Raw genomic sequence first — 16,330 nt, forward strand, 5'->3', positions numbered from 1 at the left:
ACCAGAAAACGAGCTGCCCACCGCAACTCGTTTTTTGACTGTCTATTTCGATAAAAATTATTTCTCCAATGGATGGATAATCACACCCTGCACCACTCGATTCACCGTTCCGGTTGGCGACGGAGTGTCTGGCAAGTTCTTGCACTTGATGGCTGCCATGATAGACACCGTTTGGGCAAAGACCACGTATGGGAAGGTCAAGAAGACGTCTGGTAGCTCTGCTCCGCCTTCCGCGAGGACGAAATTTGGTGCCTCAGTGCCTTCCAATTTCGATGCAGAAAGGGCAACAATTCGCTCTGCTATTGCATCTCCATGCACCTCATTCAAGAGGTCCACATCGTACTGGCGTGTATAAGCATCATTTGAGACAAATTGGAAAATCAAGGTCTTGTCGTTGATGAAGGATTTTGGTCCATGACGGAAACCGAGCGGAGACTCGTACATGGTCGCAATCTTACCAGCGGTCAATTCCAAAATCTTCAGCTGAGCCTCGTGGGCAACCCCGTAGAAACCGCCTGCTCCCAGGTAAATCACGCGCTCAAAATCCAGATCAATGATCTCTTGGATGAAGTCCTCACGGTCTAAGACATCCTGGCCAAGGCGAGCAATGGTGTCGACCCATGCAGCTTTTTCTTCTTGGCTAGCTGGCGAGAAGACAAGCAGGGCCGTCAAGGACATACAGCTGTAAGAACCTGTCATGGCAAAGCCCTTATCGTTGGAGCCGGCTGGTTGCAAGAGCAAGAGATTGTCTGCATCTCCCTCTGCCGCTTGAGCCAATTTCCCTTCAGGTGCACAGGTAATGGTTACTTGGTAAAGGGTGTCAACCAGTGTCTTGGCAATTTCCACCGCTGCCACACTCTCTGGAGAATTTCCAGAACGGGCAAAGGATACCAGGATAGTCGGTACATCAGCCTGAAGATAATCATGCGGACGACCAACCAATTCTACCGTACCAATGGCTGAGAAGCGAATGCGTTTCAAGTCATTGACATTATTGAGGTAGTTGGCGATGCTCTGACCAACGAAGTCAGATGTCCCTGCCCCTGTCAAAATGACATGGACAAAATCATGTTTCTCCTTGATGTCAGCCACAAAGCGCTCTATGACTTCAAGCTTATCGAGATAGAGCTGGTAGGCCTCGCGCCAGAGTCCAGGCTGTTGGAAAATCTCACCCGCTGTAATATGGGCACCCAACTTTTCAAGTTCTTCTTTTGCTAAACGGAACATAGGTCCTCCTTGTTTTATCTGGTTATAACCAGTTTTTCTTTTATTATAAGCGATTTTTTCCACAAAGTCAACTTAAAGTAGGTTAATATTTTAATTTTGTCTAACTTTTTTTCCTACTCAATTCGGCGCTTTTCATGCTATAATACTTACAGAATACTTTTGGAGGAAAGACACTATGATGAACATGCAACAAATGATGAAACAGGCCCAGAAATTGCAAAAGCAAATGGAGCAAAGCCAGGCTGAACTGGCTGCAACCCAGTTTACAGGCACTTCTGCACAAGACTTGGTCACCGCAACTTTGACAGGCGACAAGAAATTGGTTGCCATCGACTTCAAACCTGAAGTTGTTGACGCTGACGACATCGAAACCTTGCAGGATATGACCATTCAGGCGGTTAATGCAGCGCTGGAACAAATTGATGAGGCAACCAAGAAGAAACTCGGTGCCTTCGCAGGGAAATTGCCATTTTAAAAAGGAGTACTCCCATGTCCAACCTAGAACTCCTCCCTCTTACAGAGCAAGCACTCCTAACTATTTGGAAAATAGGCTTCTCTGACGACAAACCCTACTGGAAAGAATTCGCAGCACCCTATTTCGATGACTATCAGGCTTATAAAGACTTCACCAATTTCCAAGAATCACCGCGCTATCCTTGGTTTCAAACAGAAGAAGTTCGAGGCATCTTGGTAGATGGAGAGCCAATCGGAATGGTTAGTTATTATTGGGAAAATCAAGCCACACGCTGGCTAGAAGTTGGTATCGAAATCTATAATGAGAACCAATGGGGAAAAGGATTCGCAACTCTAGCCCTCCAGAAATGGATTCGTCAGATTTTCACAAGCATGCCAGAACTGGAACACATCGGACTGACCACCTGGTCTGGTAATCCTGGCATGATGCGGGTAGCTGAAAAGATTGGCATGCGAAAAGAAGGACAAATTCGCAAGGTTCGCTACTGGCAGGGATACTACTATGACTCTGTCAAATACGGCATTCTCAGAGAAGAATGGCATAACTCCTAGGCTAGTATGAAGCTCTCAAAACTTGCTTTTGATGGGAATTCCTTCCCATTTCACATTAAAAACGTGGGTTCCATCCGAACTCACGTTTTTTACAATCCATATAACAAAGACTCGACCTGCAAGAGGAACAAATCTGCATAGCGGGTGGTTGACCGCAGACTGTCTTCAACCCTCTGCAAGCTCTCAAGCTGGTCGGTGATAATCCCATCCACCTGAAACATAGCCATCCGTGTCATTTCGTCCTCATAATTGGGCGTCCAGACATAGACCGACTTGCCGCGTAACCAAGACTTCATCATGAAATTTTGGTCCAGAGAAGTATATTCCATGGTGTAGCCATCCGCTACTGTCTGAGGATAGATACTGTTAAAGGGCAAAATCAGATAGGTTTTTAGCTGGGGCAGAACCTTCTCGATTTCTACAATGGTCTGATAATCTAGCGAATGAAACTGATGTCCCTTGGCCAAGAGGCGTTTCCCATATTTTTTGACAAAATTCTTAGCTAAATCAGGACTATCTTGCTTGGTCTCCTTGATTTCGACCAGGAGTTTCTGACCCAATTGGTCTGCCTTATCCAGATAGGCGTCGAAAGACGGAACTGGTGCAGACTGACCGTTTTCCGAGGCGGTCATGGAGGTCAACTCCTGCAAGCTATAATCGTGCGTACCTCCGGTATTTCCCGTCAAAGCCAACAAATTCGTATCATGCATGACGACAAACTGACCGTCCTTGGTCTCCTGAATGTCCATCTCCACAAAATCCGGCCTGAGCTGGGCAGTTAACTCCAGAGATTCAAGGGTGTTTTGGACACCATTTTCATCATCCACACCTCGGTGAGAAATGGTCACTGGCAGGCTTTCAAAGGGATAATAAAGGCTGAGAGCCCCATCCAAACCAAAGAGTAAGGCAGAGCTTACCACAATCAGCAAACGGAGGCGGTGACGCAGGCGCTTTCGTCGGTAGCTTGGTAAATGCTGACCAGTCAAGAGAGTCACAAACTTGGTCATAAACATGGCAATAGCCCCATAGTAGGTCAGCCTGAAGAGGATGAAGCTCAGCAAGGCCAGGGGATAGGCCAGGGAAGGCAGAGTCTTGTCCACCAAAAGCTGGAACAGATAGAGGGTGAGCCCAACACCAAGTATAACCAGACCAGGCAAGGTCATTGTCCACAAGAGGCGGGCGTAGGCTACCAACTGCTGCCGCCCCCGGGTTTGATGCCAGGAATGGGCTACTGATTCCTTGACCCCACGGTGTTCAAAATAAATCTTAGGTATAGCATACATGAGCCTAGCAGATAACCAAGAAAAGACCAACAAACTTAGAGCAATCACTAAGGCTACAAGATTGTTCTTTTCAAGATAATCCAACACAAATTGAGGAATGACTAGCTTATTAAAATAATAAATATTCAAAATCCTACGCAAAAAGGGCAATAACACCGTTGCATAGCATAGGAGAAAGCTAATTTTAGCGAGACTGGCATGGCCAATAATCCCCACCATATCCCGTCCAACATCCTTAATATAATCTCTCAAATGCTTGACCCGACTGTCCAACAACTGCCTAACCCCAGTAAAGATGAGGGCAATTTCCAGATAGGCAACCAAGATATTTAGAATGACCAGCAGAGCAAAAAGAATAGTAACAAAAAGATTGCTAGATAGGACTTGGAGGATATTTGTTGGAGATAGGTAGGCATGGCCTGTCAGCGACAGAAGAAATTCTGCCAACCAGGAATTGAGCGGAATCCATACAAACTCCATAACAGTAAAGGAGACAAAAAACAAGAGCAGGATTTTATCCAGATTATAATAAACCTTTTGAAATTCACGACGTATTCTATCCATAGACCTAGTGTCCCATATTTCAAGGAATTTTTCAAGCCAAGTCAGGTGAGAAGGCGACAAGATAAAAAGCTGGAGGGACCCAGCTTTCTATATACTATCTTTAACCTTAGCAACAATATCATGAGCTGTAAGACCATAAACACCCATTAGGTAATTTTGTTGCCCGACTTGTCCAAAAGATTCATCAACACCAATTCGATGAACCACAGTGCTAGGGTCTGTAGCCATCAACTCACAAATACTGCTTCCTAGACCGCCCACTCTATTATGGTTTTCTGCAGTCACTACAACTTTTCCAGATAATAGCTTAGGAATATCTTCGTGAATTGGCTTAACTCTAAACAAGTCTATAACACCGACTGAAATTCCTTCTTCTGCTAACCTTTCAGCTGCCAGTAAGGCTTGCTCCACCATAATTCCACTCGCTACAATTATAGCTTCGTCGCCCTCACGAACTACTCGATAACCTTTACTGAAATCCTCGCCACCTTCATAGATGGCGGTCGGTGCCTTACGGATTGTTCGGATATATTTAAAACCATCAACAGTAAGAGTTTCTTCCAAAACTGCTCTAAATTGAACATCATCGCTCACTTCATATACGCGAGCTGTAGGAATTAAACGCATCAGTCCCAAATCCTCAAAAGGCATATGTGTACCGCCATTCATTTCAGCAGAGACCCCGGCATCCGAACCAATAATCGTTGCATTCAACTGGGCATATCCCAAAGAAATAAAGACTTGGTCAAAGACACGACGACTTGCAAATGGACCAAATGTATGGACATAAGGCCGATAGCCCATCAAGGACAAGCCAGCTGCAACTCCCACCATTTCCTGTTCCATGATACCAACATTAACATACCGTTTTCCGATAACTTCGTTCAACTTGTTGGTAGACATAGAGCTAGATAAATCTGCCTCCACTGCTGCTATCTCTTGATTCACTTGACCAACCTCAGCTAAAAATTGGCTATAAACCTTACGCATTTCTGTCGTTTGTCTCATCCTACACCTCCTCCTTATGCTTTAAGGAATGGACACTAGCTTCTAATTGTGCACGCAAATCAGCATCCAAACGCAGATGATGGTTACTCTCCATTGTTTCTAGGAAATCAACACCTTGTCCTTTGATAGTATCTAAAACAATACATTTCGGACGGTTAGACGAGCTATTTTTAAAAGTTTGAATCGCTTCAATAATGGCTTCAATATCCGATCCATCTACTCGAACTGCCTCCCAACCAAAGGCAGCAAACTTATCAACAAAGTCAAATGTTCTACTAATCTCAGCAGTTGTCCCATCTAGCTGTTTCTTATTATCATCAACAAATGTAATAAGATGAGATAATTCTTGGTGCGCCGCAAATTGGACAGCTTCCCAACATTGTCCCTCGTTTAGTTCACCATCTCCAACTAATGTATAAGTAAAGTAAGGAGAATCTTGAATTTTTTTAGCATAGGCTACACCCGTTGCTACACTAATTCCCTGCCCGAGTGAACCTGTAGTCATATCAATTCCCGGAGTCAAATTTCTATCCGGATGCGATGGAAGTCGTGTCCCATTTTTGTTTAACGACCACAAGAAGTCATGATCAAAGAATCCTTTTAGATATAGGGTGCTATACAGCGCTGGGCCTGCATGACCTTTTGATAATATGAAGTGATCGCGCTCTTTAGATGAGAAATTCTGGACAGTAATATCCAGAACTTCCCCATATAGAGCTGCTAAAACTTCAACAATTGATAACGATCCACCATAATGACCAAAACCTAGCTGGTTTAAGGTTTCTAGAATATTTCGTCGAATATCTGTCGCAAATTGCTTCAGTTCTAGACTCTTATGCGTCATATTAAGCCTCTTTCTGATTTTTCTTCACAAGAGATAGTCCAATCATGCCTGCCAAGACAGCAAAGATCCCAATTGATACTGTAAGAACTCCGCCATTATTTGCCAAGGTTCCGAGGAAAATACCAGCAAGTCCAAAGTCTGCATCTGAGAACGTTGAACCAGCAAAGCCTAGATCTCCCAAGACCGGTAACAAGAAAACTGGCAAGAAGCTAATAAGGACACCTTGCATAAAGGCACCTGCAACAGCGCCACGGACACCACCTGAAGCATTTCCCATAACACCTGCAGTAGCACCACAGAAGAAGTGAGGGACTACACCAGGCAAGATAACTACACCGCCAGTAAACGCCATAATCACCATACTAACAAGGCCACCTGCAAAACTTGAAATGAATCCAATCAGTACAGCATTAGGTGCATAAGGATAAACAACTGGACAGTCCAAAGCTGGTTTTGAATCTGGAACCAATTTTTCAGAAATCCCTTTAAAGGCTGGGACAATTTCTGCAAGAATCAAACGAACACCTGCCAAGATAACAAAGACACCTGCCGCAAAAGTACCACCTAGTGTTAAGGCATAAATCATACTATTGGTGCCACCGCTCAAATTTTCCTTAATGTAGTCTCCACCTGCAAACAGCGCAACAATCATGTAAATAAGTGACATTGAAATAGCGATACTTACTGTTGAGTCACGCAAGAAAGCCAAGCCTTTAGGGAAGTTGATATCTTCCGTTGATTTGGATTTATCACCAACTAAACCACCAACGACCCCACTTAGCCAATATCCAAGGGCGCTGAAATGTCCCAAAGCAACCTTGTCATTTCCAGTAAGTTGAATCATATATTTCTGAACAAATGCTGGAGATAAGGTCATGATGATACCAAGAGCCAAACCACCCATAACGATCAAGCCAACTGAAGTAAAGCCTGCCACACTCATAATAACCGCAATCATGCAGGCCATATATAAGGTATGGTGACCTGTCAAGAAAATATATTTAAAGCGTGTGAAACGAGCAATGGCAATATTAAATACCATACCTAACAACATAATCAATGAGGTTGCCGTACCGTATTTATCTAAAGCTAAGGCTACAATTGCTTCATTATTCGGTACCACACCAGTTAAGTTAAATGCTTTTTCAAACATTTGTCCGAAGGGTTCAAGTGACCCAACAATAATATCTGCACCGCCTCCTACAACAATAAAGCCAACGAAGGTTTTCAAACCACCCTTGATCAAGTCCGAAGCTGGCTTTTTCTGCAAAGCCAGACCCAGTATAGCAATTAAGGCTACTAAGATTGCTGGTGTCTTAGCAATATCAATCAGAAAATCTAATATCATAATGTGCTCCTTTTTATTTTACTAGAGGAAATCCCTCTGTTTTTAAACCAAACCTTTTTCTTGGCAAATCCCTGTCACCAACTCCCGGAGTTCATCCATATCAATAATGCTATTAAGTATACGAACATCTCCAAGATGGGTCGCAGAATCTGCCAAATCACGACCGACAATCCAAATATCAGCTTCGCTCGGATTTGCTCCACCCAAGTCATAATGCTCAACGTTGACATCAGATACACCTAAATCTCGGAGTATTGATTCAATGTTCATCTGTACCATAAAGCTAGATCCTAAACCTGATCCACAAGCTGTTCCAATTCGCAACATATTACTGTTCCTCCATTAATAAATTTTTTATATCATCAAAGCCTTGCGCTTCGATAAGTTGTTTAACGTGATTGTCCTCTCTCAATATTTTTGTCAAATGAGAGAGAGCTCTTAAATGAGACTGATTATCCACTGCTGCAATACAGATGAACAACCTAATTTCATGACTCGGGTCATCGAGTAGTTGCACTGGCTTATCTAGCACCAGCATAGACATTCCAACTTGTTTCACCCCATCTTCTGGCCTTGCATGTGGAATCGCGATTCCCTTCCCTAAGTCAATGAATGGACCAAATTCTTCTACCTTAGCTATCATAGCATCTACATACGAAGCTTCAATTGTGTCATTATGTAATAATGGCTGAGCTGCTAAAGTAATTGCCTCACGCCAGGATAGACTTTTTGGTGACCGCTGAAATGTTTCTTTGGTAATTAATTCTGATAACATTGGACTTCTCCCCCTTTTTTCACCTGATCGTTTATTTAAAAATTGCACCAACTCATATTTCAAGGCCTGTTCTTGATGAACCGTTGCATACTTACCAATAACAGATAGCAACTGTTCTATTTCGATTGGAAAATAACCTGCATTATTGAATTGATTATTCACCAATTGAAACAATTCTTTCTTTTGGCTCTCAGACATAATCTGAGGGACCAAGAAAAACGGCTGAGTAGTATCAATTTTAATTGTCCCAAAAATCATATCATATTTGCTTGTATCAATTTGTTTCAATTGTTGAAGAGATTGAGTATCTGCAAAATGAATATTTGGGAATAGTTGTCTCAAATTTTCTTTAACAATTAGCGAAGAGCTTACTCCATTTGGACACACAATCAAGCCCTCATACCGATAGGTTTTTTTCTTATTAGCTTCTATATATCCACCAAAATGGATTACAAAATAGGAAACTTCACTATCAGATATTGGAAAACCTAGGTGTGCCTCAAGCGGCTTCAGCGCTTTTTTTACTAATATAAATAAATCTGTATGTTCTTTCTTGATAACTTCTGTATAAGAATTGACATTAACTAATTGGAGAGTTAGCCTATAATAGGCAGGGATCAAATGGCGCTTAAGCCCCTCAATCATTTCTTGACGATTTTCAAAGGTAATCAGCGATAAGCGCTCCATTTCCTCTACTATCTCTAGGGTCAATTGATGGAAGAAATAGTCAGCTGTCGTAATGTCCCCCTCTAAACATCCTTGAAGTAGATGTGCAAGGTATTGATGGAGACCTGGCAAAAGTAAATCTGAGTTCTCTCTCTTTAGCTCAATAAAACTCCACAAATGTTGTACAAACTCATCGACAGAATTAACCTGGTTACCAACTGATTTTAAGTCATCTTGCACTCTGTCCCTACGAATCGCTAAGAACATCAGGAAATATAGAAATTCATCCAGACGCCCTTCTAAAGCCGATACTTGGTAGACTTGGCAAGTCTGCTGAGAAATCATTTTTAAATCTTCAAACAGATTTGGCTCAGACCAACTTTTTAAAACATAATCTAAGGCCCAAATGCCGACTGAGGACTGTAGACACTCACTGATAGCGTAAATAGCCACTCGATATTTATCAGATTCATCACCAACTAGGTGGTATCCTAAGGACCGACTATATTCGAATTGTACTGCAAATCGTTGGCACAACTCTCTCAAATTTTTTATATCTGTCAGAGTTGTATTACGACTGACACTAAGCAAATCCTGATAATGAACGTTAGATACAAAATCTTTTCGAATAAAAGTATAGAGATAAATAACTAGTTGGCGCTGTTCCTGAGATAAATAGATTTGCCTATTGCTAAACAACTGAAATATTTGATCCTTACTCTTTAATAACGAGTCTGGAACACTATAGTATTCCTCATTAAAATCTATAGAGTCTAATGACTGCTCTTTTAATAACTGATTGACAATTTCGATACTGGATTGAAGTGTGCCTTTGTCGATTCCCGTCTGAATACTTAATTCATATAGGTTCATTTGACTAGTAGCAAATAATTCCATGAGGATTGCAAGTGTGCGATTATCAATCATAAGTTCCTCCTTAACAACATTGTAAACCCTTTCAAAAATAATTTCTACCCAATTTGAGCCCAATTTACTTCTCTTGAAATCAAATTCAGACTGGGCTCAAGAATGACTAATAAACATAATACCAGCTAAATTTGGCAGATAGTAAAGATTAAAAGAGTTTGGAAAACGCCAAACTCTTCTATAATACTAATTCTTATCATATTGATTGATGCAGGTCATACGCCTATATCACCCAAACACCTTCTGTAAGACTTCGCCAATGGTGGTCACGCCGATAACCGTGATTTCCTTGGGCACCTTGATACCGCTCAGGGAATTTTTAGGAGCATAGACCTTGGTAAAGCCCAATTTGGCGGATTCGTTAATCCGTTGTTCAATCCGATTGACACGGCGGATTTCCCCTGTCAGACCAATCTCGCCAATAAAGCACTCTTGTGGGTTAGTTGGCTTATCTTTGTAACTGGAGGCAAGGGCAACTGCGACCGCTAGGTCAATAGCTGGCTCATCCAGTTTGACACCGCCAGCTGACTTAAGATAGGCATCTTGGTTTTGGAGGAGCAGGCCTGCCCGTTTTTCCAAAACCGCCATAATCAAGCTGGCACGGTTGAAATCCAAGCCTGTCGTGGTCCGCTTGGCATTGCCAAACATGGTCGGGGTCACCAGAGCCTGCACTTCCGCAAGGATGGGGCGGGTGCCCTCCATGGTCACGACAATAGCAGAGCCTGTCGCTCCGTCCAAACGCTCTTCCAGAAAGACCTCGCTAGGATTGAGGACTTCGACCAAACCCTGTGACTGCATTTCAAAAATGCCGATTTCGTTGGTGGAGCCAAAACGGTTTTTGACCGCCCGTAAGATACGGAAGGTGTGCTGCCGCTCGCCCTCAAAATAAAGAACTGTATCCACCATGTGCTCCAAGGTCCGCGGTCCAGCCAGGGTTCCTTCCTTGGTCATGTGGCCGACGATAAAGGTTGCGATATTGTTGGTCTTGGCAATCTGCATAAGCTCGTTGGTCACTTCACGGACCTGACTGACAGAGCCTTGCACGCTGGAGATGTCAGGGCTCATAATAGTCTGGATAGAGTCGATAATCAGGAAATCTGGCTTGATTTTCTCAATCTCGGTCCGAATGCTCTGCATATTGGTCTCCGCATAGAGATAGAACTCGCTATCAATGTCGCCCAAACGTTCCGCCCGCAACTTAATCTGCTGGGCAGACTCTTCCCCCGACACATAGAGGACGGTGCCAATGGTAGACAGCTGAGTCGATACTTGCAGGAGCAGGGTGGACTTCCCAATCCCTGGATCGCCTCCGATCAGGACCAGACTCCCTGGCACCACACCGCCACCGAGGACACGGTTGAACTCCTCCATATTGGTCTTGGTGCGAGCCACTTGAATGGAGGAAACTTCATTGAGTTTCATAGGACGGGTTTTCTCACCAGTCAGGCTGACGCGGGCATTTTTGACCTCCGCCACTTCGACTTCTTCAACAAAGCTAGACCAAGAACCACAGTTAGGACAGCGCCCCAGGTACTTGGGCGAGTGGTACTCGCAAGATTGACAGACAAAGGTTGTTTTTTTCTTAGCGATGATGATTTCCTCCTATTTCCCCGTCGAGCCAAATCCGCCTGTCCGCACGCCGTCGGCCTGGTCGCCGTCTGCTAGTAGGAAGGGGGCAAAAACAGCCTGCACGATCCGCTCGCCCGCTTCCACCACGACGGTTTCCTCGGTAATATTTCGCATCTGGGCAAAGATATGACCTTCATTGGCTGGATTTCCATAGTAGTCGCCGTCAATAACCCCAACAGAGTTAATCAAAACCAGCCCCTTCTTGCGTGGGTTGGACGAACGATCGTAGAGATAGAGGACCTCATTGGACTGCATATAGGCCTTTACACCTGTTGGAACCAGCTTAATCTCACCTGGCTCCAAGCTGACTCTCTCCGCAGCCTTTAGGTCGTAACCTGCTGCGTGGGCTGTCTCACGTTTTGGCAATAAGTTTTCATCAGTAAACTGGCTGACCAGTTCGAATCCACGGATTTTCATAAAAACTCCTTATATCATTTTCTTCTTTTTATTCATTGTATTAATTCGCATTTTTCGTCACAAATGCAAAAAGTGTTGTTAAGGGGAAGGCATAGTCGTCATCAAAGCGGGCTGCACGTAGCCACAAGTCTTGGTCAACCTTACGGAGATAGACACTGCGTGGGAAGGTGAATTCTTCTTCCAACTGAGGCGAAAGCAGGCAAATGGCTCCATCTGGTGATTTTCCTCGGGAGAGTATAGTATCTTGACTGACTTCCTGCTCCAACAAGGTCAGGCGAAGATAAACTCCCAGATGAGCTGGTGGTAATTGATAACCCATCTCCACGGCTCTCTCCTCTATCTGAGGAGTAGTTGCTTCCCTATCAAATCCCATGCCGGCTAGGCTGACAATCTCAACTAAACACTTCTGTTTCTCCACCACTTCTTACACTTCTTGATAAGCGGGGTGAGCTAGATAGGTCTTGAAATAATCATTCACTAAAATCCCCTTGTCGTCTAAGTAGGCAAGGATTTCTTCCTTTTTCAGGGGAAATAATTCAACCCTAACTCTCTGTCATTTTATAGGTCTATTATACAGGAAATACAGGGTAAAGCAAAACTCCAACCTAGTGGCTGGGGTTTTCAACTTTATTCAAACACAAACTGGTTGTGGTAGAGTTCGGCGTAGAAGCCGTGGAGCTTGAGGAGCTGGCTGTGGTTGCCCTGCTCGATAACCTTACCGTCTTTGAGGACGATGATTTCATCCGCATTCAAGATAGTCTTGAGGCGGTGGGCAATGACGAAGCTGGTCCGTCCTGCGATAATGGCCTCCATAGCCTTTTGAATTTTGGCTTCCGTTACGGTGTCAACGTTAGACGTTGCCTCGTCCAAAATCAGGACTTGAGGGTCTGTCAAAAGGGTACGGGCAATGGAAATCAGCTGCTTCTGACCTGTTGAGAAGACATTCTCATCATCGGTCACAAAGGTCTCATAGCCCTCTGGCAGACTCATGATAAAGTCGTGGATATGGGTGGCACGCGCCGCTGTTTCCACCATTTCCTGCGAAATAGTCTCATCGCCAAAGCGAATATTGTCCGCAATGGTACCAGAGAAGAGGACAGATTCCTGCAAGACGATACCAACCTTGTCACGCAGACTATCCAAGTCGTATTCACGGATATCACGACCGTCAAATGCCACGCTACCCCCATTGACATCGTAGAAACGGTTAATCAGGTTCATAATCGTGGTCTTACCAGAACCGGTCGGCCCAACAACGGCCACCATCTTACCTTTTGGCGCAGAGATAGATACATTGTCCAAGACCTTCTGACCAGGTAGGTAGCCAAAGTCGATGTTCTTGATTTCCACGCCTTCTTTGAGTTCGGTGAAATGCGGTGCATTTTCAGGGCGAACTTCTTCAGGTTCGTCAAACATTTCCTGGATACGGTGAGCACCCGTGAAGGCCAGTTGCAACTCCGCCCAGCTGGCCGCAATCTGCATGATTGGCTGGTAGTATTGTTGCGAATACTGAACAAAAATCACCACCAAACCAAGAGCTGCTGCTGTTTCCAAGGAAGAATCATTGAGTACAATGCTGGAGCCTGCAAAGATAACGATGGCCGTATTGACCAGGCTCATCCCGTTCATGAAGGGGAAAAGCACCCCACTGAAGAGACGCCCTTTGAAGGTCGTCCGACGCACTTCTTCATTGAGCTCCATAAAGCCATCGATCGTTTCTTCCTGCACCCCTTGGACGATAATGGCCTTCTGACCAGAAATTTTCTCGTCCATATAGGCATTAAGCTTAGAAACGGCTGCCTGCTGCAAGTCCGTGTATTTACGGGACAGACGGATAATAATCACCAAAGCAAGTAGGGCAATCGGTGTTGATGCAACGGTCACCAAGGCCAGACGGACATCCTGGCGGAACATCATCCAGACCATACCGATATAGAGGGCAATATTGGTCACAACCTGGGTCAGCGACTGGTTAAAGGCATTTTGAATATTGTCCAAATCCGATGTAAAGCGTGACAGAATATCTCCATCCTTATGCTTATCGAAAAAGGCAACCATCAAACGCTCAAGCTTACCGAAAAGTCCCTTACGCATACGGTTGGTCGAATGCGCCACGATACGCGTGAAGAGGAGGGTGTAAATCAAGGAAGCCACAACCGTCGCCGCATAGGCGAAGAAAAGGTTGAGCATAACCCCGTTAAAATCAGCTATGTCCGGCTTAAAACCAGTCTGTCCCATTTGTTTCGCCGCAAAATAAGCCTGACCAATTTTTCCCAATTCTGTAATGGCATTCCCCAGTAAAACCGGTGTCTTCACCTGCAAATAAGTCGCCGCAACAATAGCCACAAAAATCATAGCAAAGGATAGTTTATAACGTTTAAAATAAAACCAAAAGAAACGTAAAGTCTTCATTTATTCTTCTCTCCCTTTCTGTGTTTCGTAGATTTCGCGGTAGACATCGTTGGTCGCTACCAATTCAGCATGGGTACCTTGACCAATCAAACGCCCTTCATCCAACACCAAAATCTTATCAGCCTTAACAACTGACGAAATCTTCTGGGCAACGATAACCGTTGTCGTCCCCTTCAAATCATGATTGAGGGCCTCTTGTACCAATTTCTCAGACTTGGCATCAAGGGCTGAGGTTGAATCATCTAGTACCAAGACTTTTGGCTCAGAAATCACACCACGGGCAATAGACATCCGTTGCTTCTGACCACCGGAGAAGTTATTTCCCCGCTCCTCAACCGGGCTTTCATAGCTATCATCCAAACGGTCGATAAATTCCCTGGCCTGGGCAATACCTGCGGCCCGCTCCAAGCGTGTCAAGTCCGCCCCAGGCGCGCCCTGACGCAGGTTGTCTGCAATAGTACCCGAGAAGAGAATGGCCTTCTGCAAGACGATAGAAACCGTGTTACGAAGAGTATTTTGATTGACCTCTTTCAAGTCACGACCCCCGATAGAGACCGTCCCCTCCTGCGGGTCAAAGAGACGCGGAATGAGTTGGGCAAGTGTTGATTTACCAGCGCCAGTCGCTCCAACCACACCGACCATTTGGCCTGGCTCAATCTCAAAGGAAATATTTTTCAGAGTCGGCTCCGTGTCATGCGGATAGGTAAAGCTGACATTATCAAAGACAATCCGGCCATCGAGTTCTTCATCTGCCACATCTTTAAAGGTCATAGCAGGCTCGGTATCCAAGACCTCGCTGATCCGTTTGATGGAAATAGCTGCGCGAGATGCCTGCATGCCCATGAAAGAGGCCATGATAATAGCAAACATAATCTGCATAAGGTAGCTCATGAAGGAAGTAAAGCCACCAATCGCCTCAAAATTCGTATCCACCATCCCAGATACCAGGTAGAGGGACAAGAAAATAGCCATGAAAGAAATAAACATCATCAAGGGTTGCAGGATTGAAAAACCATAACCGATAAAGAGGTTGAGGTCCAAGAGTTCATTAGACACAGACTTGAACTTGTCGTATTGATTTTTTTCCTGTACAAAGGACTTGACCACACGGATACCACGCAGATTTTCCTTGGCAATGCTGTTCATGCGGTCCATCAGTGTCTGGAATTTCCCAAATCGCGGACCCATAACCCCCATGACCACAGCCATAATCGCCATGATCAAAATAACCATCAGAACGATGACCCACCACAATTCAGGCAAGGTCCGAACCGCCATGATGAAGGCCCCGACAAACAACATAGGAACCCGCATGAGGATGGTAAAGAGCATCATAACCAGGTTTTGAATCTGAGTGACATCATTGGTCATCCGAACGACCAAATTCCCCGCATTAAACTCTTCCACATTTGCATAAGAAAAACTTTGGATTTTTCTAAAAGTTTTTTCACGGATATCCGCCGAAACCCCTTGGGAAATCTTCGCTGCCACGATAGTATTGGCTAAACCAGCCAAAAGTCCAATCCCAGCAATAACCAGCAAGAGTTTACCGACTTCAACAATCTCTGTCTTGTCGTTGGTCAAGACAGCTGTCAAGACATCCTTCAAATAGCTCGGCTGTAGCAGAGCAGTTGTCACGACCGTTGCGGTTAATAAAACCGAGGCCAAGGCATACCACTTATAACGCAGTATCGCTTCTTTAAACACTGTGCTTCTCCTTATATTCCTTAATATTTTCAGATAATTGATGGGCCCACTGCTCCACCAATTGAAAATCATCTTTTGTAATCTTATTAAACAATGATTGGTGCAGTTCCTGATGGAAGTCATCTAGGCGACTAACTTTTTCCTGCCCATTCGCCGTCAGGACAATCTGCTTGTAGCGCTTATCCTGCTTGGATGGAATGACCTGAATAAAATCATTTTTCTCCATTCGTTTGACCAGATTACTAGCAACTGACTTAGAAATTTTCATTTCTTTTTCAATGTCCTTAACAAAGACTTCCTTGTCAGAACACTTAGCTAGATAAAGCAAGGCCCATCCCTGAGGACCAGCCAGATGCTCTACACCATGTTCCTTGGCAATCTTATCACCAATCTGTTCCACCTGATGGAGTAGGGAACGAAATTCTGCTAAAAAATCTCCCATCGAAACTCCTTTCATTGTTAATTAATGACCATGAGAATCATTATAGTTTTCTAGA

Annotated in this window: 15 protein-coding genes; 2 read left to right on the plus strand and 13 right to left on the minus strand. The window is 44.3% G+C overall.

Annotated elements, in window-relative coordinates:
• Positions 1–57: 57 nt before the first annotated feature.
• Positions 58–1,227: an SIS domain-containing protein gene (locus AB1F57_RS12150; protein ID WP_105137472.1), complete on the minus strand. Its 1,170-nt coding sequence runs from the start codon at positions 1,225–1,227 to the stop codon at positions 58–60.
• Positions 1,228–1,402: 175 nt separating this feature from the next.
• Here AB1F57_RS12150 and AB1F57_RS12155 point away from each other — a divergent pair, with 175 nt between their 5' ends.
• Positions 1,403–1,702: a YbaB/EbfC family nucleoid-associated protein gene (locus AB1F57_RS12155; protein WP_125266523.1), complete on the plus strand. Its 300-nt coding sequence runs from the start codon at positions 1,403–1,405 to the stop codon at positions 1,700–1,702.
• Positions 1,703–1,716: 14 nt separating this feature from the next.
• Complete coding sequence (locus AB1F57_RS12160) at positions 1,717–2,253, plus strand: GNAT family N-acetyltransferase (RefSeq protein WP_105137474.1); 537 nt, start codon at positions 1,717–1,719, stop codon at positions 2,251–2,253.
• An 89-nt stretch (positions 2,254–2,342) separates the two neighbouring features.
• Here AB1F57_RS12160 and AB1F57_RS12165 read toward each other — a convergent pair whose 3' ends face one another.
• The 12 genes from AB1F57_RS12165 to AB1F57_RS12220 form a co-directional block, all read right to left on the minus strand.
• Positions 2,343–4,100 carry a glycerophosphoryl diester phosphodiesterase membrane domain-containing protein gene (locus AB1F57_RS12165; protein ID WP_367985797.1) on the minus strand — a complete coding sequence of 586 codons (1,758 nt, stop codon included), beginning with the start codon at positions 4,098–4,100 and terminating at the stop codon, positions 2,343–2,345.
• A gap of 87 nt (positions 4,101–4,187) precedes the next feature.
• Positions 4,188–5,108 (minus strand): transketolase family protein, encoded by a 921-nt coding sequence (locus AB1F57_RS12170; protein WP_367985798.1) that lies wholly within the window; start codon positions 5,106–5,108, stop codon positions 4,188–4,190.
• A 1-nt stretch (position 5,109) separates the two neighbouring features.
• Positions 5,110–5,952: a transketolase gene (locus tag AB1F57_RS12175; RefSeq protein WP_170242432.1), complete on the minus strand. Its 843-nt coding sequence runs from the start codon at positions 5,950–5,952 to the stop codon at positions 5,110–5,112.
• Between the two features lies 1 nt (position 5,953).
• Positions 5,954–7,300: a PTS ascorbate transporter subunit IIC gene (locus AB1F57_RS12180; protein WP_170242431.1), complete on the minus strand. Its 1,347-nt coding sequence runs from the start codon at positions 7,298–7,300 to the stop codon at positions 5,954–5,956.
• Between the two features lie 42 nt (positions 7,301–7,342).
• Positions 7,343–7,627 carry a PTS sugar transporter subunit IIB gene (locus tag AB1F57_RS12185; RefSeq protein WP_105137479.1) on the minus strand — a complete coding sequence of 95 codons (285 nt, stop codon included), beginning with the start codon at positions 7,625–7,627 and terminating at the stop codon, positions 7,343–7,345.
• 1 nt (position 7,628) lies between these two features.
• Complete coding sequence (locus tag AB1F57_RS12190) at positions 7,629–9,668, minus strand: transcription antiterminator (protein WP_367985799.1); 2,040 nt, start codon at positions 9,666–9,668, stop codon at positions 7,629–7,631.
• Between the two features lie 228 nt (positions 9,669–9,896).
• Positions 9,897–11,264 (minus strand): DNA repair protein RadA, encoded by a 1,368-nt coding sequence (gene radA / locus AB1F57_RS12195; RefSeq protein ID WP_367986361.1) that lies wholly within the window; start codon positions 11,262–11,264, stop codon positions 9,897–9,899.
• A gap of 6 nt (positions 11,265–11,270) precedes the next feature.
• Positions 11,271–11,714, minus strand: a complete 444-nt coding sequence (locus AB1F57_RS12200) for a dUTP diphosphatase (RefSeq protein WP_172005291.1) — start codon at positions 11,712–11,714, stop codon at positions 11,271–11,273.
• 40 nt (positions 11,715–11,754) lie between these two features.
• Positions 11,755–12,135, minus strand: coding sequence for a hypothetical protein (locus tag AB1F57_RS12205; RefSeq protein WP_367985800.1), 381 nt, complete (start codon positions 12,133–12,135; stop codon positions 11,755–11,757).
• Between the two features lie 206 nt (positions 12,136–12,341).
• Positions 12,342–14,126 (minus strand): ABC transporter ATP-binding protein, encoded by a 1,785-nt coding sequence (locus tag AB1F57_RS12210; RefSeq protein WP_367985801.1) that lies wholly within the window; start codon positions 14,124–14,126, stop codon positions 12,342–12,344.
• Positions 14,127–15,833: an ABC transporter ATP-binding protein gene (locus AB1F57_RS12215; RefSeq protein ID WP_170239199.1), complete on the minus strand. Its 1,707-nt coding sequence runs from the start codon at positions 15,831–15,833 to the stop codon at positions 14,127–14,129.
• Positions 15,826–16,275 carry a MarR family winged helix-turn-helix transcriptional regulator gene (locus AB1F57_RS12220; RefSeq protein WP_367985802.1) on the minus strand — a complete coding sequence of 150 codons (450 nt, stop codon included), beginning with the start codon at positions 16,273–16,275 and terminating at the stop codon, positions 15,826–15,828. The genes AB1F57_RS12215 and AB1F57_RS12220 overlap by 8 nt, the downstream gene beginning before the upstream one ends.
• Positions 16,276–16,330: the final 55 nt, after the last annotated feature.

This window comes from Streptococcus nasisuis, from assembly GCF_040836615.1.
Classification (GTDB): Bacteria; Bacillota; Bacilli; order Lactobacillales; family Streptococcaceae; genus Streptococcus; species Streptococcus suis_V.